This is a genomic window from Porphyromonas gulae DSM 15663, assembly GCF_000378065.1.
GTDB classification, from domain to species: domain Bacteria; phylum Bacteroidota; class Bacteroidia; order Bacteroidales; family Porphyromonadaceae; genus Porphyromonas; species Porphyromonas gulae.
On the sequence record NZ_KB899160.1, the window covers coordinates 26,429 to 50,368 of the forward strand.

A 23,940-nucleotide genomic window follows, 5' to 3' on the forward strand; every position below is an offset into this window, starting at 1 on the left:
CTCCCCCACTATGACGACTAACGACCTGTATGCCTACATGGAGCACCCCTCCCGACTCTCGGCCGCCACGCTGCCCGAGATGAAAGCCCTGTACGAGGCCTATCCCTACTGCTCCACCTTCGTCTTCCTATACCTATATAATATGTATGTGGTGCAGGACGTGCGCTATGCTTCGGAGCTGCGCCGGCTGGCGCCCTATCTGCCGGACAGGCGCAAGCTGTACCTGCTCGTGGAGCAATATACGCATCCGGAGCAGCTACAACCTGCCTCGGCCGACAAGGAGCCGGACGCCTTCTCGCTCATCGATGACTTCCTCGACGAAATGACCCGAAGCGGGGCCGACCTGCCTTCGGAGATCTCCTACGGAGGAGACAGCGGTATCGCTTCGGCTTCGGACTACTTCGCCGCCACGGCACCTGCCGATCAGGCCGAATCGTCCCATAGCGTGCCGGTCTTGTCCGTGCAGGCAGCCGACACACCGCCTGAGAGCACGCCTCCGGCAGCCAAGGATCCGGCCCCGATCGTCCCGGCGGACGAGCTGGACGAAGGGCTCTTCACCGAAACCCTCGCGCGTATATACATCAAGCAGGGACGTTACGATAAGGCACTGAGGATAATTCGTACCATTAGTTTGAATTATCCGGAAAAAAACCTTTACTTTGCGGATCAAATTCGATTCTTAGAGAAGTTGATTATTAACGACAAAAACAAACTATAAAGATGTACATCGTACTGACTATTCTCATTCTGCTCATATCGCTCTTCCTTATTCTGGTCGTAGTGGTACAGAACTCCAAAGGGGGAGGCTTGGCAGCAGGCTTCGCATCCAGCAATCAGATCATGGGCGTCCGCAAGACTACCGATTTCCTCGAGAAAGCCACTTGGTGGTCGGCCGGTATTATTGCCGTTCTGGCGATCGTTTCTACTCACTTCCTCCACACAGGGAAAGCAGATGAAAGCCAAAACGTCATGAAGGAAACCCTGAACAAGAAGGTGAAAGAAGAAAAGAACTCTGCGGTGATCAACTTCGGCGGAGATGCCGCTGCTACGGAATCCGCCCAGCCCGCGACAGGAGAGACCACTCCCGAGGAGGGGCAGGCACAATAAGGAGGATCAGCCCTTTCTATATCCCTTGCAGGAGATAAGGGGATCGACAGACGTCTTTGTCTTTGAGCCGAGGCTTGAGGGCAAAGACGTTTTACTTTGGTGGAGCGGCCGCTCCGCCGCCCTTCGGCAGAGGGACAGCATGCAGACCGACAGAGCTTCCGAGGGGTGCGACAAGCCCTTACTGATGGAACGAACGGACGTACCCCGAAAAAACGTCTAGACGTTTCGACAAAAAGGTCTAGACGTTTTGCCCGAAACGTCTAGACGTATTGAGACAAACGTCTAGACGTTTTTAGAGAAAGGTCTAGACGTTTAGGAAAGCCCCGACAAGAGAGCAGACGACAAAGCCAATGACAAAGAGACTATTCCTGCCCGAATGGGCACCGCAAGAGGCCGTACAACTGACCTGGCCTCACCCCTTGACCGACTGGGCATATATGCTCGAAGAGGTGGAAACCTGCTTCGTCCGCATAGCCACCGCCATACTCCGCCACCAGCGGCTGATAGTCGTTTGCCCCGATCGCAAACGGGTGCTCGGCCTGCTGCCTCCGGAGCTGCACCACCGGCTCAGCTGCTTCGAGCTACCCTCGAACGATACATGGGCGCGCGACCACGGAGGCATCTCCCTCCTTGCCGACGGCCGTCCGATGATAGCCGACTTCACCTTCAATGGCTGGGGCATGAAGTTCGCCGCCCATCACGACAATCTCATCACGAGACGGCTCCACGCGCTGGGTCTCTTCGCCGAGGGAGTTACCCTCGACAATCGCCTCGCCTTCGTTCTCGAAGGTGGAGCACTGGAGACGGACGGCGAAGGCACTTTGCTCACCACGGACAGCTGCCTCTTCGAGCCGAACCGCAACGCCGGCCTGAGCCGTGCGGCCATTATCGACACGCTGAAAGAGAGCCTCGGCGTCAGCCGTGTACTCTCCCTCCGCCACGGAGCCTTGGCCGGCGACGACACCGACGGGCACATCGACACGCTGGCGCGGTTCGTCGATGCCCGTACCATCGTCTACGTCCGCTCGGAAGATCCCACGGACGAGCACCATACCGACCTCACGGCCATGGAGCAGGAGCTGAAGGAGCTGCGCCGCCCGGACGGAGAGCCGTACCGACTCGTGCCGCTGCCCATGGCGGAAGCCCTATACGACGGAGCGGACAGACTGCCCGCCACCTATGCCAATTTCCTCATCATCAACGGGGCAGTACTCGTGCCCACCTACGATTCGCGCCTCGATGCCGTCGCCCTCTCGGTGATGCAGGGGCTGTTTCCCGATAGAGAGGTCATCGGCATCGACTGCCGTGCACTCGTCAAGCAGCATGGCAGTCTCCACTGCGTTACGATGCAGTACCCCCAAGGATTCATACGCTAATTCCACAGCAAAGGACTATGAAAGTAGCACTCATTCAGCAAGCCAACACCGCGGACGTCCGCTCGAACCAAGAGCGACTGGCGGACAAGATCCGCGAAGCCGCCCGACGCGGTGCCGAGCTGGTCGTACTCCAAGAGCTGCACAACGGGCTTTATTTCTGCCAGACGGAAGACGTGCAGGTATTCGACCAGGCAGAGACCATCCCGGGACCGAGTACCGATTTCTTCGGTACCATCGCACGCGAAGCCGGCATCGTGCTGGTGCTCTCCCTCTTCGAGAAGCGCGCTCCGGGGCTTTACCACAATACGGCCGTCGTGCTGGAGCGAGACGGCACTATCGCAGGGAAGTATCGCAAGATGCATATACCGGATGACCCTGCCTATTACGAGAAGTTCTATTTCACGCCCGGCGACTTGGGCTTTACCCCCATCCCGACGTCCGTCGGATGCCTCGGCGTATTGGTCTGCTGGGATCAGTGGTATCCCGAAGCGGCGCGACTGATGGCCATGCAGGGTGCCGATATACTGATCTACCCCACGGCTATCGGTACCGAAAGCACGGACGTGCCTGCCGAGCAGCTCCGCCAACGCCAAGCGTGGCAGATCGTACAGCGTGGACATGCCGTGGCCAACGGCATCCCCGTGGTGGCGGTGAACAGGGTCGGCTACGAGGCAGATCCTTCAGGCCGGACCGGTGGCATCACGTTCTGGGGCTCCGGCTTCGTAGCCGGACCGCAGGGCGAACTGCTGGCCGAGCTGAGCGCAACGGAAGAGGCTGTGGAGGTAGTGGATATAGATCCCTCCCGAACCGAGCAGGTGCGCCGCTGGTGGCCGTTCTTCCGGGATCGGCGGATCGACGCTTTCTCCGGCCTCACGGAGCGTTTCCTTCGGGGCTGATCGTCATGGCGAGAGGGGGGATGGGGTCCGTTTCTCCCCCCTTGGAAAAGGAGCCGGAGCGTTCCTTTCCGTGGGGCGTTTTCCTACTATTATATAGTGTAACCTTTATCAACAATATAGAGGAGTTTTCAACAGTTGTAATACAATGTTCCACGTATGTGCCACGTTAGTAGATCGAAAATACGTAGTTTTGGCGCATTGATATTCTTGAAATATGGGTAAAATAATCGCTCTGGCCAATCAGAAAGGCGGTGTAGGCAAGACTACAACGACTATCAATCTGGCAGCTTCGCTCGCTACGTTGGAGAAGAAAGTATTGGTGGTCGATGCCGATCCGCAGGCCAATGCTTCCTCCGGACTGGGCGTAGACATCGCTTCCCTGCAGAACACCATATACGAATGTCTCGTGTGCAATCTGCCGGTGACCGAAGCTGTGCTGCCCACTCCCGTGGACGGGCTGGACATTATCCCTTCGCATATCGACCTCGTCGGTGCAGAGATCGAGATGCTCAACCTGCCGGAGCGCGAGAAAGTGATGCACCGTCTGCTGCGCGGCATAGCCGATCGGTACGACTACGTCCTCATCGACTGCTCCCCCTCGCTGGGCCTTATCACGGTCAATTCGCTCGTGGCGGCGCATTCCGTCATCATCCCCGTGCAGTGCGAATACTTCGCTCTCGAAGGGATCAGCAAGCTGCTCAATACGATCCGCATTATCAAAGGCAAGCTCAATCCCACACTGGAGATAGAGGGTTTCCTCTTGACCATGTACGACAGCCGCCTGCGACTGGCCAATCAGATATACGAAGAGGTCAAGAAGCACTTCCGCGATCTGGTCTTCGATACGGTCATCCAGCGCAACATCAAACTAAGCGAGGCACCCAGCCACGGTATCCCGGCACTGCTGTACGATGCCGATAGCCGCGGAGCGGTCAATCATATGCAGCTGGCGGCCGAGCTGATCAAAAAGCACAAACAGAAAGGAGCCTGACTCTACTTATGAAGCATACGAAGAAAACGCTCGGTCGTGGCCTGGACTCCCTCCTCGATGCGGAGGTCATAGGGTCTTCGTCCATCAGCGAAGTGGCCATCAGCGATATATACCCCAATCCCGATCAGCCGCGCCGGACTTTCGAGGAAGAGTCCCTGAAAGAACTGGCCGCTTCGCTCCATTCGATAGGATTGGTACAGCCCATCACACTACTGAAGAAGTCCACCGGCGACTATATGATCATCTCCGGAGAACGCCGCTGGCGTGCAGCCCGAATGGCCGGTATGACCACCCTGCCGGCATACATCAAGACGGAAGAGGACGAACATGTGATGGAGATGGCACTGATCGAAAACATCCAGCGCGAAGACCTCAACGCCATCGAGATCTCTCTGGCCTATCAGAAGCTCATCGAGACCTACGACCTCACACAGGAGGAACTCAGCACCCGCGTGGGCAAGAAGCGCACCACGATCAGCAACTACCTGCGTCTCCTCAAGCTCCCGGGCGAGATACAGATAGGTCTGACCCAGAAGAAAATAGATATGGGGCATGCCCGCGCCTTGCTCAGTATCCCCGATCCCGAGCATCAGCTTGCCCTCTATGCCGAGATCATCAGGCAGGGACTCAGCGTCCGTGCCGTGGAGAGTCTGGCAGCGCGTTACCGCGAAGAGGGAGCCGATTCGTCCGCCAAGCAGAAGAAGGCCAAGCAGTCTCTGCCGGAAGAGTACCGCCTGCTCACGGGTCAGTTGTCCCGATTCTTCCGGACGAAGGTCAAGCTCGACTGCGATGCCAAGGGGAAAGGCAAGCTGACCATTCCCTTCGCATCGGAAGAAGAGCTGGAGCGAATCATGGCTTTGCTCGAGCGTATCCGCTAATCCTCTTACCGTAGCCGTTATGTCCGGAAGTCGTTGGAGAATTGTCGTCCTGTTCCTCTGCCTTTGTCTTTCTCAGGCAGCGGCACAGAGCGTCGTGCCCGACAGTCTCGCACGGCCGGCGACGAGTGCGGCCGATACCGCGACTACGAAGCTCCCCGATACGCTCCGAGTGCAGACGCCTTCCCTGCCGGCCGCTACTGCATCTCCCCGCGACCTCTCGACAGCCAAGACGTGGAAACCCAATTCCACCCGTGCACTCCTCTACTCGGCCCTCCTGCCCGGAGCAGGTCAGATCTACAACCGCAAGTATTGGAAGCTGCCGATCGTATGGGGTGCATTCACGGGATGCGGCTATGCCATCCTCTGGAACAACAAGACGTACACCGAGTATCGTAAAGCCTATGCCGACTTCATGAGTGGCGATCCTTCGCAGACGGCTTGGCACAACTTCCTTCCCTTCGGGGCCGATCCGGCCGACTACGTCAAGAGCGAACAGCTCAGAGCACGACTCAAACGCGGCACGGAGTACTACCGTCGCAACAGGGATTTGAGTATCATCATTACGCTCGGCGTCTACTTTCTGACGATGCTGGATGCCTATGTGGATGCCGAATTGTTCGACTTCAACATCTCTCCCGACCTCTCTTTTCATTTCAGTCCGACGGTGGGTACAGACGATAAGTCCGGCCTTTTCCGTTATGGAGTTAGCTGCGGCCTCACTTTTTGACCTCCCCTTACTCTCCGGATGAAACAATATCTCCTCCCCGCCCTCATTGCCTTCCTGGCTTTTCTGCCGATCCGATCGTCCTATGCCATAGGTCGTTACACTCCGGCGGACTCTACTCAGGACGTGCGCAATGCAGCCCGTCGTCTGCTACCCTCTTCGGACTTGGACAAGGATTTGGAGAGACTCCTCCGCACTTGGCATAAAGGATATTCCACCAAGACAAAACGTGGCGAGCGTCCGTGCATCAACTCCGATACGGGTCCTTATACTCCGGACTCCGTGTACATCCGGAGGCTTTCCGCCCTGCCATCGGCCGTACCCATACAATTCAACCCTGCCGTCAAGCAGTGCATCAAGCTCTACACCGAGGAACGTCGTCGCCTTGTCCGCTATATGCTCTCGCTCGCCGACCTGTATTTCCCTCAGATCGAAGAGACGCTCGACCGTCATAACCTCCCGATCGAGCTGAAGTACCTGACCATCGTGGAGTCGGCTCTCAACCCTACGGCAGTATCGCCGGCCGGAGCAGCCGGTATCTGGCAGTTCATGCTGGCTACGGGCAAGATATACGGACTCACTATAAACAGCCTCGTCGACGAACGGCTGGATCTGCAAAAAAGTACAGAGGCTGCCTGCCGCTACTTCAAGGACATGTACGACCTCTATCATGACTGGCTCCTCTGCATCGCAGCTTATAACTGCGGACTCGGCAATGTGAACAAAGCCATCCGAAAGTCCGGTGGCAAGACCGACTTCTGGGAGATCTATCCCTATCTTCCTCGCGAAACGCGGAACTACATCCCGCTCTTCATCGGTGCATACTATGCCATGCACTACCATATCGAACATGAGATCTGCGCCGGAGAGACAGGCGTTCCCTTGGCTACGGATACGATCATGCTGTCCCGACAAGTATCCTTCGATCACATTCGCCGCTTATCCGGTGTGACCAACGACGAATTGCAGCTGCTCAATCCCCAATACAGAAGGGGCATCATCCCCGGCAATACCCAGCTGTGCCGACTACGTCTTCCTGTCACTGCCATCAAGGAATTGGACAAGGTTCGCGATTCGCTTTATTCCCCTGACTTGGAAGTTTCCGTATCGGATTTCCCTGAGCAAGGCGGACAACGCTCAGGAGGATCCGGACGAACCATCATCTTCCATAATGTCAAACGAGGTGAATCGCTCTCATCCATCGCCAAACGTTACGGCACCTCGGTGGCAGCCATTCAGAAGGCAAACGGCTTGAAGTCGGCTTCCGTCAAACCCGGTCAGAAGCTGCAAATCACTAAAAGCTCGTCCCCCGGCTCCAAGAAAAAGGGCAAGTACAGAGCCAAGCGAAAGTCCCGCAGAAGGAAATAATCCTCCGCCACCCTCTTCCGAATAAGCACGAACCGTCTATACTCTCCAAGGCTTATGACAAGAAAAGTCCGGAGAATAGCCGGTCGTATAGTCTGTAGGCAATAGAAAAGCGGTGTGCCTCTTGAGTCGCTGTTCGGGCGATTTCGGCACACCGCTTCTTTTAGAAAGTCTTATGATCCGGTTACTGACGTCCTTCCGTTGTCACGTCAGGCGCTATTTTCTTCACCAAGCCCTGCAATACATTTCCGGGGCCTAACTCCATAAAGTGGTCGGCTCCATCGGCAGTCATATTCAGCACACTCTGTGTCCAGCGAACCGGTGCCGTCAGCTGTGCTATCAGGTTCTTCTTGATCTCTGCCGGATCGGTGACAGCAGAAGCCGTTACATTCTGATAGATGGGGCAGATCGGCTGACTGATCGTAGTCTCTTCGATGGCTTTTGCCAGCTCTTCACGAGCCGGTTCCATCAGAGGGGAATGGAATGCTCCACCGACAGCAAGCTTAAGAGCACGCTTGGCTCCGGCTTCCTTGAGCAGCTCGCAAGCTCTGTCCACTCCTTCTACCGAACCGGATATAACGATCTGTCCCGGGCAGTTGTAGTTGGCCGGTACGACAACTTCGTCCGTCACTTGGGCACAGATTTCTTCTACCTTTTCGTCAGGCAAACCCAGTACAGCCGCCATAGTCGAGGGGCGTACTTCGCATGCTTTCTGCATGGCCATGGCACGTTTCGATACGAGGCGAAGACCATCTTCGAAGGTCATGGCACCTGCTGCGACCAATGCCGAAAACTCTCCGAGCGAGTGGCCTGCGACCATATCGGGACGGAAGTCTTCGCCCATCGTTTTGGCCAGAATCACCGAGTGAAGGAAGATCGCCGGCTGGGTCACTTTGGTTTGTTTCAGCTCCTCTGCCGTGCCGTTGAAGAGGATGTCCGTAATGCGAAAGCCTAATATCTCATTGGCTTTTTCAAAATATGCTTTGGCCTCGGGGTTCTGTTCGTACAGGTCTTTTCCCATTCCTACAAACTGTGCTCCCTGACCGGGGAATACAAATGCTTTCATCTCTGTTTCGTTATAGTCTTGATTATGATTCCGATTATTCTATTAGTCTCTCTATTCTGTTAAAGTCGAGCATCAAAAGACGATGGACGATTTCTCCACATTCGGCCTACACCCGCTCCAGTACTTTCACCAGCACCTCCCACGTGCGAGCTACGGATTCGATATGAACCCTCTCGTCCGGAGAGTGCGGCGATCGGAGTTCGGGGCCTACCGAGATCATGTCCATATCCGGCATTACGCCTTGGATGATACCGCACTCCAAGCCGGCATGCATCACCAGCACTTCGGGCTTTTGGCCGTAATACTCTTCAAATACTTTACTCATCACCTCGAGGATATGCGACTGGATATTAGGCTGCCAGCCATTGTACGAAGCGTCGAATTCCACTCGTGCTCCTGCCAAAGAGAAAACGCTCTCGATAGCCGATGCTACCCACATCTTGCGCGATTCGGAAGAGCTACGCACCAGGAAACGAGCGGAGATCACCCCTTCCTTGGCTGTGATCAACGCCAGATTGGATGAAGACTCTACCGTACCGGGGAAGTCTTGGAGCATCGACTGCGGGCCATTGACGCAGGCTTCCACGGCATTGATCAGACAGTCCTGGATCTCTTCGGGGATAATCGTTCGGGGGCATTCGATACGACTGGCCTCGAACTTGATGTTTTCCTCTATGCCGCTGAATTCCTTACGGAACAAATCCTGATAGTCGGATACCAGTTCCCATACAGCTCCGGCCTCTTCTTCCTGAATGGTGATAACGGCAAATGCTTCGCGTGGAATAGCATTGCGGAGCGATCCTCCCTCTACCCATGCCAAGCGAGCACCGTAGAATCCTACAGCTTCTTTCAGGAATCTGAACATCAGTTTGTTGGCATTGGCTCGTCCAAGGTGAATATCGACACCCGAATGTCCTCCTTTGAGTCCTGTCAAAGATACCTTTACACCTATTTCTTCGTCCGAAACGAGTTCTTCCTCCTTATATTCCAGTGTGGCATTGACATCGATACCTCCTGCACAGCCTACGAAGAGCTTGCCTTCAGCCTCCGAGTCTATATTGAGCAGGATGTCGCCACGAGAGAACCCTGGCTTGAGACCATTGGCACCGTCCATTCCCACTTCTTCATTGATGGTGAAGAGAGCTTCCAGCGGACCATGCTTGAGAGTAGAGTCTGCCATAGCTGCCATTGCATAGGCCACTCCGATACCGTTATCGGCTCCCAGAGTAGTGCCACGAGCTTTCACCCACTCTCCGTCGATATATGCATCGATGGGGTCTTTGGTGAAATCATGATCGACGTCCGAATTCTTTTGAGGCACCATATCCAAGTGCGATTGGAGGGTCACGATCGGTCTGCTTTCCATGCCCGGCGTGGCCGGCTTGCGAATGATGACATTGCCCACCTCGTCTTGCTCGGTCTCCAGACCAAGTCTCTTGCCGAAGTCGAATACGTACTTGGTCACCTCGTCCATCTGTCCGGTAGGTCGAGGTATTTGTGTCAGGTCGTAGAAGTACTCCCAGACGGCTCGTGGTTTGAGGTTTTTGATCTCTGTTGACATAACTGTGAAAAGTGTTTTGGATGATTGTTGTTAATTGTTTGACTGTTTTATGCGATCGTATTTCTTATTGACAAAAGGAAGCAAGCCGATAGCCACGAACCCGACGGCCGTAGTCCAAACGGTTTGAGTCGTGTGTACCACCAAGGCAAACGCTCCGGCATCCTCCTTCGTCACGCCGAAAGCCACAAGAGAAGCAATGACCATAAAGTGCCACGGCCCTACCCCTCCCTGTACAGGTACGGCTACGGCTATACTGCTCATGGCAAAGCTGATCAGCCCCACTCCCATGCCCAGCGATCGGGTAAAGTCGAAAGCGAAGAATGTGGTGTAGAAGTAAAAGAAATATCCTACCCACAAGAGGATGGAATACAAGATGAAGAGCCACTTGTGCTCCATGTGCCAGATAGACCGAAGCCCCTCCAGTATTCTACCGATGAGTGCTGCTATCTTGCGAACGGGGCCTACGTGTGAGAGGTATTTATAGAGCAAGAAGAAAAGCAGCCCGACACCTACGACAGCAACGTATAGCCAGATGGAACTGAAAATGGTGAAAAAGCCTTGCGTCAGCTGTGGATTGCGAGCAAAGAAAGCGGAGAAAAAGCCCTGAAAGCCCATCATGATACTCAATGTAATGAGTCCGACCATCACCAAGTCCATGATCCTGTCCATGAAGAGCGTACCGAGGAGCTGGGGGAAAGGTATCTTCTCGTAGCGGCTTTCTTCCGCGCATCGCCAAAATTCTCCGGCACGGGGCAGAGCCATATTGACCGTGTAATTGCCCAAAGTAGTCAGAATGGCATTGATTTTCCGTGGATGAGGAGAAGCCAGAGGCTCTATGAGGAGTTGCCAGCGCAGACCGCGTATACAGTTGGCAGCCAATCCGAACAAGAGAGAGAAAGCTATGATGTAGTAATTGACACCGTCGCGGACGATCTTGCCAATGGCGGAGAAATCCATTTTGCGGTACACCAACCAGAGGAGCAGACCGCCTATGGCGAAAGGAATAATGACCTTAGCTACCGACTTCCATTTGTTAGACCTGTCTGCTGTCACTATTTCTTGCCCTATATTATTAGTCATTTAGTTGCTCTTATCTTGATAAATGATTTTGCTATTTAGATTACCCTTAGTACGATGCCATTAAAATAACAATCAAAATATCGTACCTTAGCATTTTCTAAACAACGCAAATATAAAGAATTTATATTTCATGATGCGAGTAAAAGCCAAGAAGGCACTGGGGCAACACTTCCTCCGCGATCTGAGTATTGCAGAGCGAATAGCCGACACCCTCTGCGAGCATAAAGCATTGCCTGTACTGGAGATCGGGCCGGGTATGGGAGTGCTTACGCAGTTCTTGCTTCGCAAGGGGTATGATGTTCGCGTCATAGAGATCGACGGAGAGTCCGTCAGCTATTTGCGAGAAGAGTTCCCGGAGCTTTCCGATCGGATCATCGAGGGCGATTTTCTGCACTATCCTTTGTCGGAGCTGTTCCCCGAAGGACGACAATACTGCCTGATAGGCAATTACCCCTACAATATCTCCAGCCAGATTTTCTTCCGTCTGTTGGACGTTCGCGAGCAGATCCCTTGCTGTTCGGGAATGCTCCAGCGCGAAGTGGCTATGCGACTGGCATCGCCTCCGGGGAAAAAGGATTATGGCATATTGAGCGTGTTATTGCAGCTTTGGTACAATATCGAATACCTCTTCACCGTAGACGCTTCCGTTTTCGATCCTCCGCCCAAAGTGCAGAGCGGCGTAATACGTCTGACACGCAATGACCGCAAGGAACTCCCATGTAGCGAAAAAGCCCTGAAGACGGTGGTGAAAACAGCTTTCGGACAGCGCCGGAAAACGCTCAGGAACTCTCTTCGCGGTATCCTGCCGGTCGGATTCGATCGTTTCGACGATCCTGTTTTCTCGAAGCGACCGGAGCAGTTGTCCCCCGATGATTTCGTCGCACTTACACTCTTGTTGCAGCAATAGCATTTTCATTTCCCCCTGATCAACGAATTCTTATGGACTTCACGAAAGAATATCTTCACAATCTTCGCCAGATCATCGACCAAAAGCGCGATGCGGATGCTCTCGACCTGATGAGCAAGCTCCACCCCGAGGATATTGCGGATCTCTATGACGAGCTGGATCTGGACGAGGCAGTCTACCTCTACCTCCTGCTCGATGGAGAGAAAGCCGGTCTCGTGCTCTTGGAGCTGGATGAGGATGAGCGAAACAAGGTACTCGAAAGGATTCCTTCCGAGACCATCGCCGGAAAATTTGTCGGCAATATGGAGACCGACGATGCGGCCGAGCTAATTCGTGAGCTGGACGAAGACCAGCAAGACGAGATTCTCAGTCAGGTGACCGATATAGAGCAGGCCGGAGATATTATCGATCTGCTCAAGTACGAAGACGACACAGCCGGTAGCCTCATGGGTACCGAGATGATCATCGTCAATGAGAACTGGAGTATGCCCAAGTGTATCGAAGAGATGCGCTTGCAGGCAGAAGATGTGGACGAGATATACTACGTCTATGTCATCGACGATGAAGAACGGCTCAAAGGGGTGCTGCCACTGAAGAAACTGATCACCAGCCCTTCCGCCTCGAAGATCAAGTATGTGATGAAGACCGAGCCTATCTCCGTCAAAGACAATGACCCGATCGAAGAAGTCGCGGAGAAGATAGAGAAGTACGACCTCGTAGCTCTGCCGGTGGTGGACAGTATCGGTCGTTTGGTAGGCCGGATCACCATCGACGATGTGATCGACGAAATCCGCGAACAGCACGAACGCGACTACCAGCTGGCTTCGGGTATTTCGCACGACATCGAAGCTTCGGATAAGGTCTATATGCAGACCGCAGCACGTCTGCCGTGGCTTCTCATCGGTATGGCAGGAGGATTGGCCAACTCCATCCTCCTGGGAGGATTCGACTCCCTCTTTGCCGCCAATCCCAAGATGGCTCTCTTCATTCCCCTCATCGGTGGCACCGGCGGTAATGTGGGCATCCAGTCTTCGGCCATCGTGGTGCAGGGACTGGCAAATAACAGCCTGAAGCAGGCCAAACTCTGGACTCTCATAGCCAAGGAAGTCGTCGTAGCCCTGATCAATGCCTCTATCATCAGCCTTGTCGTCTTCCTGTTCAACTATTTTTTCCTCGGTGACGTCCTCGTCATGTCCGCCGTCTCCATCAGCCTCTTTTCCGTCGTATTGTTCGCCAGCATATTCGGCACCATGGTGCCGATGCTGCTGGATCGATTGAAGATAGACCCGGCCATAGCCACCGGTCCCTTTATCACCATTACGAACGACCTCATCGGGATGATGATCTATATGCTTGTGGCCACGCTGCTTGCTCAGACTTTGTAATTTCGGACGGGACGCGAGCTATGGGGATTGTCGAACGCCAGAGTATCAAAGGAACCCTCGTCAGCTATGCAGGTGCTTTCATCGGCTTCCTGACCACTTTCCTTATTATCACCGAATTTCTTACCCCCAAGGAAGTCGGTCTGACCCGTAATATCGTCGAAGCCGCTACGCTGATCAGCAGTTTTGCACTCCTCGGGCTTAACTCCTCTGCCTTCCGATTCTACCCCTACTTCCATAGCGAGAGCGGAGAAGCCTCCCCCGATGGAGTTCGGGACAATGGTTACTTCTACTACATGATGGCGGTAGCCCTCGTCGGAGGAGTGCTTATGACCCTTTTGATGCTGCTGGCCAAAGGCCCCTTTGTGACCATGTTCAGCCGCAATAGCCCCGAGCTGGTGGACTTTTACTATAGCATCGTTCCCTTGTTCGTCTTCATGCTCTTTTGGTCTGTCTTCGAACTCTATGCCACACAACTGATGCGGATAGCCGTGCCGAAGCTGATCCGCGAGGTAGTGCTCAGGCTGATGCTGATCGTCGTTTATCTGCTGTATGCTTTCCGATGGGTCGGTCTGGAGGTTTTCATCGCCATATTTATTGCAGCCTATGCCGCATGTATGCTCTTGATGTTGGCCTATATCCGGCGAATCGGCAAGGTCAATCTCCGTCACAATCGGGGCTTTCTGACACCGGAGCTGAAGCGCAATTTTCTCCGCTACACCCTCTTCTATGTCGTAGCCAGTATAGGTAGCAAGCTCAGCAGCCGCTTGGATCTCTTCATGGTCAGCTCTCTGGACAAGGGCGGATTGGATTCGGGTGGTATTTTCTCTATCGCTTTCTATATGGTAGCCGTGGTGGAAATACCCTCCAGATCCCTGCTCAGCGTCTCTTCTCCCCTGATGGCCGATGCCATGAAACGGAACGATCTGCTCAAAGCCGACGAACTCTTCAAGCGCGTCTCGCTGCATCAGCTTCTTTCCGGCGGCCTTATCTTCTTGCTTATTTGGTTCAATATCGACAGCATCTTCTCCATCCTTCCGAACGGTCACCTCTATGCCGCCGGCAAATACGTGGTTTTCTTTTTGGGGATCGCTAAGATGATCGAAATCACGCTGAACTATGGCAATCCGATCGTGAGCTGTTCCAAGTATTATCACTGGAATCTTTACTATACTTTCCTCGTCACCATCCTGGCCGTGCTCACCAATCTGTGGCTGATCCCCGTTTTGGGCATCAACGGAGCAGCCATCGCTACGCTCCTGACCACACTGCTGAGCTATGGCGTACAGCAGTTTATGATCAGCCGGAAGCTGCATGCTTCGCCCTTTTCTCCGGCCCTTTTCCGTCTGTTGGCTCTCTTCGCCCTCCTTTTTGGTGCCAATGCCTTGATCCCTCATGTCGATTCTCCCTGGATCGACATACCCCTCCGTTCCATCCCTATCGGAGTGGGAGCACTCGCTGCTGTCTATGCCATGCGCCTGTCTCCCGAGTTCAATAGAGCCGTAGACAAATACCTCCGTCGCCGATGAACCTCCTCCACCGATTCACATCTCGTCTTTATGCCCTCGCTCCCAAACGGATGCAGTACGTCATCACAGAGGGGAAACGCCGCCTGCGCCGCCTAACGGTAGAGCCTCGGCTCATTCGCGAAGCACAGCAGCGCAACGACGAGCTAAAAAAGAAACTATGCGACAAGGAAACCATCAATGTCGTATTCCTTGCCGTGTACGACTCCATGTGGAAATACGATGCCCTGTTTGCTGCCATGCTCCGGCATCCGCGCATTCGGCCTGTACTCATCGTTTGTCCGGCGAACAATCTGCCGGCCGGCGAACGGGGCGAACTCCTGCAAAAGACACTTGCCCACTTTCAAGCCAAAGGCTTCGATCCGCAGCCGACTTGTCGGGACAATGGAGAGGTAAGAGACATTCGGGCAGAATTTGCACCGGATTACATTTTCTATACCACACCTTACGACATCCAGTTGCCGCCACCCCTTCGCCAGAGGGCCTTCCCCGATATACTCACTTGCTATAGCCTGTATGGCTATCCCCTCGAAGAATATCCTGACTGGTACGACCTCCTGTTTCACAATCTTTTGGGGTACTATTTTTTAGTTTCGGAAGAAGACCTTCGCATCTACTCGCGACTCTCGCGCGCGAAGGGACGCAACGGAGTGGTCAGCGGAGCACCTTTGTTCGATGCTTTCTCCTCCGAAATGAGGGATCGAACGGAGAAAAATAATGAAGAGCTACCCCTCGTAATCATCGCTCCGCACCATTCGATAGAACCTTGGGGATATAGCCTGTCCAATTTCCTCGATTATGCGGATACCTTCCTCCGATTGGCACGGAAGTACGAAGGCCGATTGCGCTTTGCTTTCAAGCCGCATCCGATACTCAAGACCAAACTCTATGCTCTGGATTCGTGGGGACGCGAACGAACGGATCGGTACTACCGGGAATGGACAGATATGCCTCATGCCGAATTGGCCGAAGGAACTTATGTCGATCTCTTCTGTCGCTCTTCGGCTCTCGTGCATGATTGCAGTGCTTTCACCGTGGAATATCAGATCGTGGGGCGTCCGTCTCTCTTTATGCGGAAGAACGGACGCCTGCCTCACGGGCTCAACCGAGCCGCCCAAGAGGCCTTCGCGTTGCACGATATGGCAGATTCTGCAGAAGACATCGATTCGTTTCTACAAAAGATAGCAGAGCGCAGACCCGATCCCGTAGCCGATAGGCGTCGGGCCTTCATTCGGGACTATTTGCTTTCTCCCCGAGGGGCTACTGCCTCAGAGGTCATCATCGACACTTTGCTCACATCTCGTCCGTAAATTTTTTGGTTCTCCACGCCTGAAAACGTGGCGCGGGAACTTTTTCATTTTGGTTCGGGAATGAAAAAATTCTCGCGCGAGAACGAAAAAATTCTCACGCCACTTCCTTTCAGCTTTTGGTTTGCGATTCGGGCAATTTTCGGCTCGTGTTTTTTCCTGATCGGCCGAATGGCTCTGCGCCTTGATGCCGTTTTTCTTCTATTTGTATCAGCTGTTCTTGCCATAGGTATGGCATTGAACTTTAATCATTATTTTCGCACCGGACTTTGATTACAGTGTAATTATGAAAAGAATAGTATTGATTCGCCACGGCGAGAGCTTGTGGAACAAGGAAAACCGCTTTACGGGATGGACAGATGTGGATTTGTCCGAAAAAGGTATTGAAGAAGCCAAGAAAGCCGGCGAGCTCATGAAGAAAGAAGGCTTTCAGTTTACCAAAGCCTATACTTCCTATCTCAAACGTGCTGTCAAGACCCTGAACGGTGTCCTCGATGTGATGGACTTGGATTGGATACCGGTGGAGAAGACCTGGCGTCTGAACGAGAAACACTACGGCATGCTTCAAGGCCTCAACAAAGCCGAGACTGCCGAGAAGTACGGGGACGAGCAGGTACTCATCTGGCGTCGTAGCTACGACGTTCCCCCCACGCCTATGGAGAAAGAGGATCCGCGCTCTCCGTTCATGGATCCGCGCTACAAAGGCGTGTGCGAGAAAGACCTGCCACTGACAGAAGCTCTCTGCGACACGGTCAATCGTATCCTCCCCTATTGGAACGAAACCATATTCCCCACGCTCAAGGAGCATGACGAGGTATTGGTAGCAGCTCACGGCAACAGTCTGCGCGGTATCATCAAGGTGCTGAAAAACATTTCGGACGAAGACATCATCAGCCTGAACCTCCCGACGGCCGTACCCTATGTTTTTGAATTTGACGACAATCTCCGTTTGGTCAAGGACTATTTCCTCGGCGATCCCGAAGAGATCAAAAAGCTGATGGAGGCAGTAGCCAATCAGGGCAAGAAGAAATAAATCCCCCATCGCCGGCCCTTTCCAATTCTGCTTTTCGACAGAGGGCAAGGAGAAAAAACAAGAAGAGAGCGTTGCACGACTGTTAGCGTTGCAACGCTCTCTTTTCATTTCATCTTTTTGCTCGTTTGCAGTGGATGTTATTTGTGCCGGAGGTCTTTATCCTGCAAGACCTTGTCATACACACGTATCAGGGATCGGGCTACGGCTTCGGGTGAGAAACGCTCTATATAGGCACGCCCGTCGGCTATCATCTTCTCGCGGAGAGAGCTGTCGGAGAGGATGCTGTCCAGCATGGATGCCATCATTTCCGCATCGTCGGGGTCGGTGTACAGGGACGAGGGACCTCCGGCCTCTTCCAGACACGAGCCTGTGGCTGCAATGACCGGCACACCCGAAGCCAGTGCTTCGATAATCGGGATGCCGAAGCCCTCGAAGCGCGAAGGATAGACGAATACCTCTGCTCCGCGATAGATGCCCGGCAGGAAGGCAAACGGGACATCGTGCAGCATCATGAGCCGGTCTGCCACCCCTGATCGCTCTGCACACTGCTGCACCTCCGCACAGTATGGCGTACGCTTCCCTACCGCAACGAGCCTGATTTGCTGGTCGCGGCAATGTGCCAGAGCCTCCACGGCCAGTCGGAGGTTCTTCCTCGTCTCGATGCTTCCCACATAGAGCAGGTAACGCTCAGGCAAAGCATACCGCTCTCTCGCCCTCGACTCATCCTCCTCTGTAGCCTGTCCGAAGGCAGGCGAGCAACCCTGATAGACGACATCGATCCGATCGGCAGGCACGTGGAAAAACTCCATCACATCGCGCTTGGTCTGCTCACTTATCGCTATCACCCTGTCGGCACGACGGGCAGCATGGCCGTATTTGAGCCGATACAGCAGCCTGTCCACAGGCTTATAATAGTGGGGATAGCGAATGAAGATCAGGTCGTGGATCGTTACCACCGTGGCGATACCCTTGCCGTATATGCCCAGTGGCAGTTCGTGGCTCAAACCGTGGAAGAGATCGATGTCCTCTTTTTGCAATCGAGGCACCACACCGAAATTGCGCCAAAGCGATCCTCCCGTACCACCTTCGGGCAGCAGCCATTCTATGCCCTCGCGTTGCTGCAAGGTGGAGTACAGAGCCGGATTGCCCTTCTTGGGAGAACAGAGGTAGTAGCGGTGTTCGGGGTGAAAGGTGGCCAAGGCTTCGACCACGAAGCGGCTGTAATTGCCCAATCCGGTGGCGTTGGATGTGATTCTCTTGGCATCAAAAGCTATACGATTCATCCGGTTTCCTTTTTTCTTATTGAATGTTTTTCGGCGAGGAATATCCTTCGGCTCTTTTCAGCGTATGGCGCAGGTCGCCCACTTCAAGAAAGGAGAAGTACAGATCGTTCTCGATGCGGAAGAGACGAGTGCTGCCCGTGAGCTTTCGGACAAGGCGTACCGAGCAATAGCGGATATATGCCCGACGGAAAGCGGAGCGGCTCATTCGCTTTTGTTCGCGCACCAGTGCCTTGCGGGCATACTTGCGGACTTTGCTGCGAAAGAACCGATCCGATTCGCTTTGCACTCCTTCGACCACTTCATTCGTATTCAACCCCTGTGCCTCGGCATAATATTCGGCGAGCCGTTTGCTCACCGGCGGACAGAAGCTCAGACGCGCAAAGTTGGCACAGGCCTTCCGTCCCGTAATCGGCTTGTCGTAGAACTTCATCCGGTTCAGGTCTATGAGGTAGAACGAATACTCGCCTTTCTCGTCTGTCCGATACAGTACGTTGCCCGGCGACAAATCGATGTGATGAATGCCTGCTCGGTGCATTCGGGCGATGAATCCGGCCAGCGCACGGAGCAATGCCCCGCCTCCTTCCACGCCCTGCATGGAGAGACGAATATCCCGACAGTCGTGCATGCTCTCGCAGACGTAATAGCTCCTGCGCAGAAGCCCTTTTTCGCTCTCGATAGCATAGCCCGCCGGCCGCGGAGTGCCGATGCCGCACCGACCCAGCCGTATGGCGTTGCGATAAGAGCGGGCTGCCTTCGACGGACGGAAAAATGAGTAGACGACGCGCTGAATGGCAATAGGGATCCGGAAGCTCTTCACCACCTGCTCTCCCTGTGCGGTACGGATGGCGTAGAGCCGGTTGCGCGCTTCGTATATCACCCTCGGAGGATCGGTATCGGGTACGGCACCGCCGGATTCTTCCCGGCGGATGGCTTCGACGGCTTGCTTCAGGAGGGGCAGGTCTGTCGGTATATCGGTATGATAACTGAGCATGCTGTAATTACTCTTTCAAGATGGTTCGGAGCGCATCGATCCAACGGGCTTCGCTATTGAGACAAGGAATGTAGGTAAAGTCCGTGCCTCCGGCTTTTTTGAAAATGCTTTGTCCGTGATCGGCTACTTCTTCGAGAGTCTCCAGACAGTCGCATACGAAGGAGGGGCAGGCTATGAGGATACGTTTGGTTCCCTCTTGCGGCCAAGCGGACAGTCGCTCCACCAAATAGGGGCGCAGCCATTCGGTATGGCCTACGCGAGACTGGAATACTTGTTCTACCTGCTCTTCGTTCAAGCCGAGCGCCTCGCGGATCAGTGCCGTTGTCCTGTATGTCTGATGGCGGTAGCAGACGCTTGCCGTAGGATCCTCCTCCGTGCAACACCCTTCGGGATGCCGGAGGTCTAAAGCCTGTCGGGTGGTCTTGTCCAAATGATCGTAGGGGATACCGTGATAGGAAAGCACGAGCTTGTCGAAAGGCTTCGTCAGATAGGGCCGGATGTTATCGGCAAGGGTACGAATATAGGCTTCGTGTGCGTAGAAAGGCTGCACGATGCGGAAGGAAAGATCCGGACAAAGGCGGCGGATTTCGGCCTTGCAGTGCTCCACTGCCGTCTCGTAGCTGCTCATGGCATAGTGTGGGAAGAGCGGAAGGACGACGAGACTTCGATCGCGCGGCAGCTCCTTCAGTACATCGGCCACAGCCGGCTTGCCGTAGCGCATGGCTACGTGGACTTCTCTGCCCGTATGTGCCAGTGCTCGGGCTATGGCTTTCGTATGCGACAAGAGGGGGAAAGATCGGGAGGCTTCGTCCCAAACAGTCCGATACTTGCGAGCCGAACTTTTCTTTCTGAAAGGAGTGATAATGCCTCGTACGAGCAGCTGTCTCAGGAGAAAAGGCAAAGTGATGATCCTCCTGTCGGTCAGAAAAGAATTGAGGTAGCGTGCCACGTCCTTCACCTCAGGGCTGTCCGGCGAGCCGATATTCAGCAGCAATACCACCTCTTCCGCACCTTTATTGTCATCGGTTCTTCTACTATCTGCCATAATTTCAAGACGAAGATAGGTAAGATTCCGTTCGCGTCCCTTATTTTTCCGATCCCATTCCCTAAATGAATGTGAGCATTAACGGAGTAAGGAAGTCATATTGGCCGAAGCTCGGATGTGCAATGAATAAAGGGATCGACTCTGCTGCAAAAGGATCCGACGAAAATGCCGTGCGAGAGTCTCTCTCCGAATTAGGATATACGGGTACTTTCGGCAAAAGAGGGAATGTCCGACAGGAAATCTGCATCGCGGAGCCGAAAAAGGTCGCTCCAAGGTGGAGGAAGCTTTTTCGGTGTGGACTTGTCGCCCTCCAACTTGGAGGAAGCAATTGCGGTGCAACTTTGTCATGCTCCAAGTTGGAGGAAGGTTTTTCGGCGCGGACTTGTCGTCCTCCAAGTCGGAGCAGCGAATTTCGTGTCCGATTTGCAGGTTTGCACGCCGAACAATCTGCATTGCAGAGCCGAAATGCAGATTCCCCGGCGGACAATGACACTTTCCCGACCAAAAAGGTCGCCGCAACTTGCGGGAATACATCTTTGACCCGAAAAAGCTTCCCTCAAGTTGCGGGGAGCTTTTTTGTCGCGAACTTGTCGTCCCGCAAGTTGCGGCGAGGGTTTTCGGCTCGGAGATGCTTTCCCGCAAATTGCGGGAACGAATTTCGTGTCCGACTTGCAGGTTTGCACGCCGAACAATCTGCATTGCAGAACCGAAATGCAGATTCCCCGACGAACAATGGCATTTTCCCGACCAAAAAAGTCTGTCGTGCTGCTCTTGGAGAGGTCGGAAGGGTCGGCTGTGGGTATGCCTGTGATTTTTGCACTCCCGATGACATGTGAAAATCATCGGCTCAAAAACCGATCTGCTTACGGTAGTAAAAGAGGAATCCCTTACCTTTGGCCGTATCAAATCGAAAGATTTTTATAAAAATGAGACAGCATTTACCTCTATTTCCTTTCATCCTGTTTCTGCTTCTTGCCTTCTCTTATGTCGGTTGCCGGACAGCCCGACAAACACCTAAGCAATCGGAACGGTACGTCGTGGTCCTGTCTTTGGACGGCTTCCGGCCGGACTATACCGATCGGGCACATACACCGGAGTTGGATCGGATGGCGCAGGAAGGATTGAGCGGGTCGCTCCGGCCATGCTTCCCCTCGCTTACGTTTCCCAATCATTACAGCATGGCTACGGGGCTTTACCCCGACCATCACGGCATCGTAGCCAATGAGTTTGTGGATTCGGTTCTGGGCGTTTTTCGCATATCCGACCGAAAAGCCGTGGAGACTCCCGGATTCTGGGGCGGTGAGCCGGTTTGGAATACGGCTGCACGCCAAGGCATCCGTGCCGGTGTCTACTTTTGGGTAGGATCCGAGACGGCTGTAAATGGGCTTCGGCCGTGGCGGTGGAAAAAATTCTCCTCCACCGTTCCGTTTCGTAACCGTGCCGACTCCGTCATCGCGTGGCTCAGTCTGCCCGAAAAGGAGCGACCGCGCTTGCTCATGTGGTACATCGAGGAGCCGGATATGATCGGCCATTCTCAAACGCCCGAAAGCCCGCTGACACTGGCTATGGTAGAGCGGCTGGACAGTGTGGTCGGCTATTTCCGCAAACGGTTGGAGTCTCTTCCCATAGCCGCTCAGACCGACTTCATCATAGTATCCGATCATGGTATGGCTACATACGAAAATGAGAAATGCGTCAATCTGGCGCATCATCTGCCTGCGGACAGCTTCCTCTACATGGCCACCGGAGCCTTCACCCACTTGTACCCGAAGCCCTCCTATACCGAGCGAGCCTATGAGATCCTGCGGACCATTCCTCATATATCGGTTTACCGCAAAGGGGATGTGCCTGCGCGCCTGCACTGTGGTACCAATCCACGCTTGGGCGAACTGGTCGTAATCCCGGACATAGGCTCCACCGTGTTTTTCTCAGTAGACGAAGACGTTCGTCCGGGAGCGGCACATGGCTATGACAACCAAGCACCGGAAATGAGGGCTTTACTCCGGGCTGTGGGACCCGGTTTTCGTCCGGGCAGCAGGGTGGAAAATCTGCCGAATATCACCATCTATCCGCTGATATGCAGACTGTTGGGCATAGAGCCTGCACCCAATGACGCAGACGAAACGTTGCTGAACGACCTCATCCGAGACCAACGACTATGATCATAGCAAGGGAAAAACGGCGCAACAATATCGCCGAGTACGTCCTCTACATGTGGCAGATAGAGGATCTCATACGTGCCAACGAACTGGATATGCAGCGGCTTCGCACCACTGTCATCGCCCAATATCGGCAAGATAGGGAGACGACCGCCGAGATAGACCGCTGGTATGCCGAGCTGGTGGATATGATGCTGACCGAGGGCGTCCGCGAGCAGGGGCATATCAATATCGTCCGCATAGCCATCATGCAAATGGAAGAGATCCATACGCGGTTGATGGCAGACCCCAAAGAGATGATTTATCAAGGACTTTACTATCAGGTACTCCCTGCCATCGTACAGCTTAGAGCCAAGAGCGCAGGCAGCAATACGGGAGAGATAGAGACTTGCCTGACTGCCATATACGGTCTGCTGACCCTGCGCCTGCAAAAAAAGGAAGTGAGCGAAGAGACGCTCGCCAGTATCAAACAAATGAGTACGCTCCTCTCCGTCCTGTCCGAAAAGTTTGCCGCCCAAGAGCAGGGCACGGAAGAGGCTCTTCTCTGAACCATGGCCGAAGATTCCTACTTCACGATCGGTGCTCCCTCGGAAGCGCAGTACACGGAGAAGCGCAGCCGCTTTCTGGCTTTCGCCTATCCCGTGAGTTCGGAAGAGGAGGCACTTTCGCTTGTAGCCGATCTGCGCCGCCGCTACTTCGATGCGCGCCATGTATGCTGGGCGTACAAGCTGGGAGCCAAAGGCGAACGTACCCGATCCAATGACGACGGAGAACCGTCGGGGACTGCCGGCAAACCCATCCTCGGTCAGATCACCTCGCAGGGGCTTACACAGGTATTCGTTGCCGTGGTACGCTACTTCGGAGGTGTCAAGCTGGGTACGAGCGGTCTTATCGTTGCCTATCGCGAAGCAGCTCGCGAAGCTCTCGAAGCAGCCGACCGAAAAGAAGAGATCCTGTATGAAGAACTGACTATCGCCTTCGAATATCCTTTGCTGGGCGAAGTGATGCGACTGGCGAAAGATGCCGGAGCCTCTATCCGCTCGCAGGATTTTGCCGAGAATTGCAGGCTTACCGTCAGCCTCCGCGGCAACGATGCCGCCATCCTGCGCAATCGCCTCTCTTCCATCTACGGCGTCACCCTCCTCCAAGACGAAGATTGATCCACTCCCTTTTCCGAATCGCAGAGAGTATATAAAACCGACTACAGATGCACTTCATTCCGAAAGCACTTGTGTCGTAGCTGTTTTATGTGTAGAAGAACTT

Annotated in this window: 24 protein-coding genes; 17 read left to right on the forward strand and 7 right to left on the reverse strand. The window is 54.1% G+C overall.

Going from position 1 to position 23,940, the window contains the following annotated elements:
* The first annotated feature begins 10 nt into the window (after positions 1-10).
* The 8 genes from F452_RS0105495 (at position 11) to F452_RS0105535 (ending at position 7,340) form a co-directional block, all read left to right on the forward strand.
* The gene (locus tag F452_RS0105495) at positions 11-718 is read left to right on the forward strand and encodes a hypothetical protein (protein WP_018965233.1); all 708 of its coding nucleotides are present in this window, start codon (positions 11-13) and stop codon (positions 716-718) included.
* Between the two features lie 2 nt (positions 719-720).
* Entirely contained in the window at positions 721-1,107 is a 387-nt protein-coding gene (secG, locus tag F452_RS0105500) for a preprotein translocase subunit SecG (RefSeq protein ID WP_018965234.1), read from the forward strand.
* A gap of 350 nt (positions 1,108-1,457) precedes the next feature.
* Positions 1,458-2,483 (forward strand): agmatine deiminase family protein, encoded by a 1,026-nt coding sequence (locus F452_RS0105510; RefSeq protein ID WP_018965236.1) that lies wholly within the window; start codon positions 1,458-1,460, stop codon positions 2,481-2,483.
* Between the two features lie 17 nt (positions 2,484-2,500).
* Positions 2,501-3,379, forward strand: coding sequence for a carbon-nitrogen hydrolase (locus F452_RS0105515; RefSeq protein ID WP_018965237.1), 879 nt, complete (start codon positions 2,501-2,503; stop codon positions 3,377-3,379).
* Between the two features lie 214 nt (positions 3,380-3,593).
* The gene (locus F452_RS0105520) at positions 3,594-4,370 is read left to right on the forward strand and encodes a ParA family protein (protein ID WP_018965238.1); all 777 of its coding nucleotides are present in this window, start codon (positions 3,594-3,596) and stop codon (positions 4,368-4,370) included.
* Between the two features lie 8 nt (positions 4,371-4,378).
* Positions 4,379-5,248, forward strand: a complete 870-nt coding sequence (locus tag F452_RS0105525; protein ID WP_018965239.1) for a ParB/RepB/Spo0J family partition protein — start codon at positions 4,379-4,381, stop codon at positions 5,246-5,248.
* Positions 5,249-5,267: 19 nt separating this feature from the next.
* Complete coding sequence (locus F452_RS0105530; protein ID WP_018965240.1) at positions 5,268-5,975, forward strand: DUF5683 domain-containing protein; 708 nt, start codon at positions 5,268-5,270, stop codon at positions 5,973-5,975.
* A gap of 18 nt (positions 5,976-5,993) precedes the next feature.
* Complete coding sequence (locus F452_RS0105535; protein ID WP_018965241.1) at positions 5,994-7,340, forward strand: lytic transglycosylase domain-containing protein; 1,347 nt, start codon at positions 5,994-5,996, stop codon at positions 7,338-7,340.
* A 181-nt stretch (positions 7,341-7,521) separates the two neighbouring features.
* Here F452_RS0105535 and fabD read toward each other — a convergent pair whose 3' ends face one another.
* From fabD to F452_RS0105550, 3 genes are all read right to left on the reverse strand, one after another.
* Positions 7,522-8,403 carry an ACP S-malonyltransferase gene (fabD, locus tag F452_RS0105540; RefSeq protein WP_018965242.1) on the reverse strand — a complete coding sequence of 294 codons (882 nt, stop codon included), beginning with the start codon at positions 8,401-8,403 and terminating at the stop codon, positions 7,522-7,524.
* A 106-nt stretch (positions 8,404-8,509) separates the two neighbouring features.
* Entirely contained in the window at positions 8,510-9,964 is a 1,455-nt protein-coding gene (pepD, locus tag F452_RS0105545; protein WP_018965243.1) for an aminoacyl-histidine dipeptidase, read from the reverse strand.
* 30 nt (positions 9,965-9,994) lie between these two features.
* Complete coding sequence (locus tag F452_RS0105550; protein ID WP_018965244.1) at positions 9,995-11,044, reverse strand: lysylphosphatidylglycerol synthase transmembrane domain-containing protein; 1,050 nt, start codon at positions 11,042-11,044, stop codon at positions 9,995-9,997.
* A 130-nt stretch (positions 11,045-11,174) separates the two neighbouring features.
* Between F452_RS0105550 and rsmA the strand changes: the two genes are divergently transcribed.
* The 4 genes from rsmA to F452_RS0105570 are packed head-to-tail and all read left to right on the forward strand — an operon-like array spanning position 11,175 to position 16,169.
* Entirely contained in the window at positions 11,175-11,951 is a 777-nt protein-coding gene (gene rsmA / locus F452_RS0105555; RefSeq protein ID WP_026292228.1) for a 16S rRNA (adenine(1518)-N(6)/adenine(1519)-N(6))-dimethyltransferase RsmA, read from the forward strand.
* Positions 11,952-11,983: 32 nt separating this feature from the next.
* Positions 11,984-13,336, forward strand: a complete 1,353-nt coding sequence (mgtE, locus tag F452_RS0105560; protein WP_018965246.1) for a magnesium transporter — start codon at positions 11,984-11,986, stop codon at positions 13,334-13,336.
* Between the two features lie 20 nt (positions 13,337-13,356).
* Entirely contained in the window at positions 13,357-14,862 is a 1,506-nt protein-coding gene (locus F452_RS0105565; protein ID WP_018965247.1) for a polysaccharide biosynthesis C-terminal domain-containing protein, read from the forward strand.
* Positions 14,859-16,169, forward strand: a complete 1,311-nt coding sequence (locus tag F452_RS0105570) for a hypothetical protein (RefSeq protein ID WP_018965248.1) — start codon at positions 14,859-14,861, stop codon at positions 16,167-16,169. The genes F452_RS0105565 and F452_RS0105570 overlap by 4 nt, the downstream gene beginning before the upstream one ends.
* Here F452_RS0105570 and F452_RS13325 read toward each other — a convergent pair.
* Complete coding sequence (locus F452_RS13325; protein ID WP_230587964.1) at positions 16,128-16,217, reverse strand: hypothetical protein; 90 nt, start codon at positions 16,215-16,217, stop codon at positions 16,128-16,130. The two genes, F452_RS0105570 and F452_RS13325, sit on opposite strands and share 42 nt — an antisense overlap.
* Here F452_RS13325 and F452_RS12740 point away from each other — a divergent pair.
* Entirely contained in the window at positions 16,197-16,439 is a 243-nt protein-coding gene (locus tag F452_RS12740; protein ID WP_244263769.1) for a hypothetical protein, read from the forward strand. The genes F452_RS13325 and F452_RS12740 overlap by 21 nt on opposite strands.
* A 13-nt stretch (positions 16,440-16,452) precedes the next feature.
* Positions 16,453-17,199: a 2,3-diphosphoglycerate-dependent phosphoglycerate mutase gene (gene gpmA / locus F452_RS0105580; RefSeq protein WP_005875265.1), complete on the forward strand. Its 747-nt coding sequence runs from the start codon at positions 16,453-16,455 to the stop codon at positions 17,197-17,199.
* Between the two features lie 137 nt (positions 17,200-17,336).
* Here the strand turns inward: gpmA and F452_RS0105585 are convergent, their stop codons facing one another.
* Genes F452_RS0105585 through hemH form a run of 3 tightly spaced genes read right to left on the reverse strand, consistent with a single transcriptional unit; the run spans position 17,337 to position 20,518 of the window.
* Positions 17,337-18,482: a glycosyltransferase family 4 protein gene (locus F452_RS0105585; protein ID WP_018965250.1), complete on the reverse strand. Its 1,146-nt coding sequence runs from the start codon at positions 18,480-18,482 to the stop codon at positions 17,337-17,339.
* 16 nt (positions 18,483-18,498) lie between these two features.
* On the reverse strand, positions 18,499-19,473 hold the full coding sequence (locus F452_RS0105590) for a lipopolysaccharide kinase InaA family protein (RefSeq protein ID WP_018965251.1): 975 nt from the start codon (positions 19,471-19,473) through the stop codon (positions 18,499-18,501).
* Positions 19,474-19,480: 7 nt separating this feature from the next.
* Positions 19,481-20,518: a ferrochelatase gene (gene hemH / locus F452_RS0105595; protein WP_018965252.1), complete on the reverse strand. Its 1,038-nt coding sequence runs from the start codon at positions 20,516-20,518 to the stop codon at positions 19,481-19,483.
* A 926-nt stretch (positions 20,519-21,444) separates the two neighbouring features.
* On the opposite strand from hemH, the gene F452_RS0105605 reads away from it, so the two are divergent.
* Genes F452_RS0105605 through F452_RS0105615 form a run of 3 tightly spaced genes read left to right on the forward strand, consistent with a single transcriptional unit; the run spans position 21,445 to position 23,837 of the window.
* Positions 21,445-22,680 carry a nucleotide pyrophosphatase/phosphodiesterase family protein gene (locus tag F452_RS0105605; RefSeq protein WP_018965254.1) on the forward strand — a complete coding sequence of 412 codons (1,236 nt, stop codon included), beginning with the start codon at positions 21,445-21,447 and terminating at the stop codon, positions 22,678-22,680.
* Positions 22,677-23,225, forward strand: coding sequence for a DUF4924 family protein (locus tag F452_RS0105610; protein ID WP_018965255.1), 549 nt, complete (start codon positions 22,677-22,679; stop codon positions 23,223-23,225). The genes F452_RS0105605 and F452_RS0105610 overlap by 4 nt, the downstream gene beginning before the upstream one ends.
* 3 nt (positions 23,226-23,228) lie before the next feature.
* On the forward strand, positions 23,229-23,837 hold the full coding sequence (locus tag F452_RS0105615; RefSeq protein WP_018965256.1) for an IMPACT family protein: 609 nt from the start codon (positions 23,229-23,231) through the stop codon (positions 23,835-23,837).
* Positions 23,838-23,940 lie beyond the last annotated feature (103 nt).

What these genes read in the sequence shown, in the direction of transcription:
- F452_RS0105565 (WP_018965247.1), top strand. Translation starts at nt 13,357, where the DNA reads ATGGGGATTGTCGAACGCCAGAGTATCAAAGGAACCCTCGTCAGCTAT.
- F452_RS0105590 (WP_018965251.1), bottom strand. Translation starts at nt 19,473, where the DNA reads ATGCTCAGTTATCATACCGATATACCGACAGACCTGCCCCTCCTGAAG.
- mgtE (WP_018965246.1), top strand. Translation starts at nt 11,984, where the DNA reads ATGGACTTCACGAAAGAATATCTTCACAATCTTCGCCAGATCATCGAC.
- F452_RS0105615 (WP_018965256.1), top strand. Translation starts at nt 23,229, where the DNA reads ATGGCCGAAGATTCCTACTTCACGATCGGTGCTCCCTCGGAAGCGCAG.
- F452_RS0105520 (WP_018965238.1), top strand. Translation starts at nt 3,594, where the DNA reads ATGGGTAAAATAATCGCTCTGGCCAATCAGAAAGGCGGTGTAGGCAAG.
- F452_RS0105535 (WP_018965241.1), top strand. Translation starts at nt 5,994, where the DNA reads ATGAAACAATATCTCCTCCCCGCCCTCATTGCCTTCCTGGCTTTTCTG.
- F452_RS0105525 (WP_018965239.1), top strand. Translation starts at nt 4,379, where the DNA reads ATGAAGCATACGAAGAAAACGCTCGGTCGTGGCCTGGACTCCCTCCTC.
- gpmA (WP_005875265.1), top strand. Translation starts at nt 16,453, where the DNA reads ATGAAAAGAATAGTATTGATTCGCCACGGCGAGAGCTTGTGGAACAAG.
- F452_RS13325 (WP_230587964.1), bottom strand. Translation starts at nt 16,217, where the DNA reads ATGAAAAAGTTCCCGCGCCACGTTTTCAGGCGTGGAGAACCAAAAAAT.
- F452_RS0105610 (WP_018965255.1), top strand. Translation starts at nt 22,677, where the DNA reads ATGATCATAGCAAGGGAAAAACGGCGCAACAATATCGCCGAGTACGTC.
- F452_RS0105550 (WP_018965244.1), bottom strand. Translation starts at nt 11,044, where the DNA reads ATGACTAATAATATAGGGCAAGAAATAGTGACAGCAGACAGGTCTAAC.
- F452_RS0105605 (WP_018965254.1), top strand. Translation starts at nt 21,445, where the DNA reads ATGAGACAGCATTTACCTCTATTTCCTTTCATCCTGTTTCTGCTTCTT.
- hemH (WP_018965252.1), bottom strand. Translation starts at nt 20,518, where the DNA reads ATGGCAGATAGTAGAAGAACCGATGACAATAAAGGTGCGGAAGAGGTG.
- F452_RS0105530 (WP_018965240.1), top strand. Translation starts at nt 5,268, where the DNA reads ATGTCCGGAAGTCGTTGGAGAATTGTCGTCCTGTTCCTCTGCCTTTGT.
- pepD (WP_018965243.1), bottom strand. Translation starts at nt 9,964, where the DNA reads ATGTCAACAGAGATCAAAAACCTCAAACCACGAGCCGTCTGGGAGTAC.
- F452_RS0105495 (WP_018965233.1), top strand. Translation starts at nt 11, where the DNA reads ATGACGACTAACGACCTGTATGCCTACATGGAGCACCCCTCCCGACTC.
- rsmA (WP_026292228.1), top strand. Translation starts at nt 11,175, where the DNA reads ATGATGCGAGTAAAAGCCAAGAAGGCACTGGGGCAACACTTCCTCCGC.
- secG (WP_018965234.1), top strand. Translation starts at nt 721, where the DNA reads ATGTACATCGTACTGACTATTCTCATTCTGCTCATATCGCTCTTCCTT.
- fabD (WP_018965242.1), bottom strand. Translation starts at nt 8,403, where the DNA reads ATGAAAGCATTTGTATTCCCCGGTCAGGGAGCACAGTTTGTAGGAATG.
- F452_RS0105585 (WP_018965250.1), bottom strand. Translation starts at nt 18,482, where the DNA reads ATGAATCGTATAGCTTTTGATGCCAAGAGAATCACATCCAACGCCACC.
- F452_RS0105510 (WP_018965236.1), top strand. Translation starts at nt 1,458, where the DNA reads ATGACAAAGAGACTATTCCTGCCCGAATGGGCACCGCAAGAGGCCGTA.
- F452_RS0105570 (WP_018965248.1), top strand. Translation starts at nt 14,859, where the DNA reads ATGAACCTCCTCCACCGATTCACATCTCGTCTTTATGCCCTCGCTCCC.
- F452_RS0105515 (WP_018965237.1), top strand. Translation starts at nt 2,501, where the DNA reads ATGAAAGTAGCACTCATTCAGCAAGCCAACACCGCGGACGTCCGCTCG.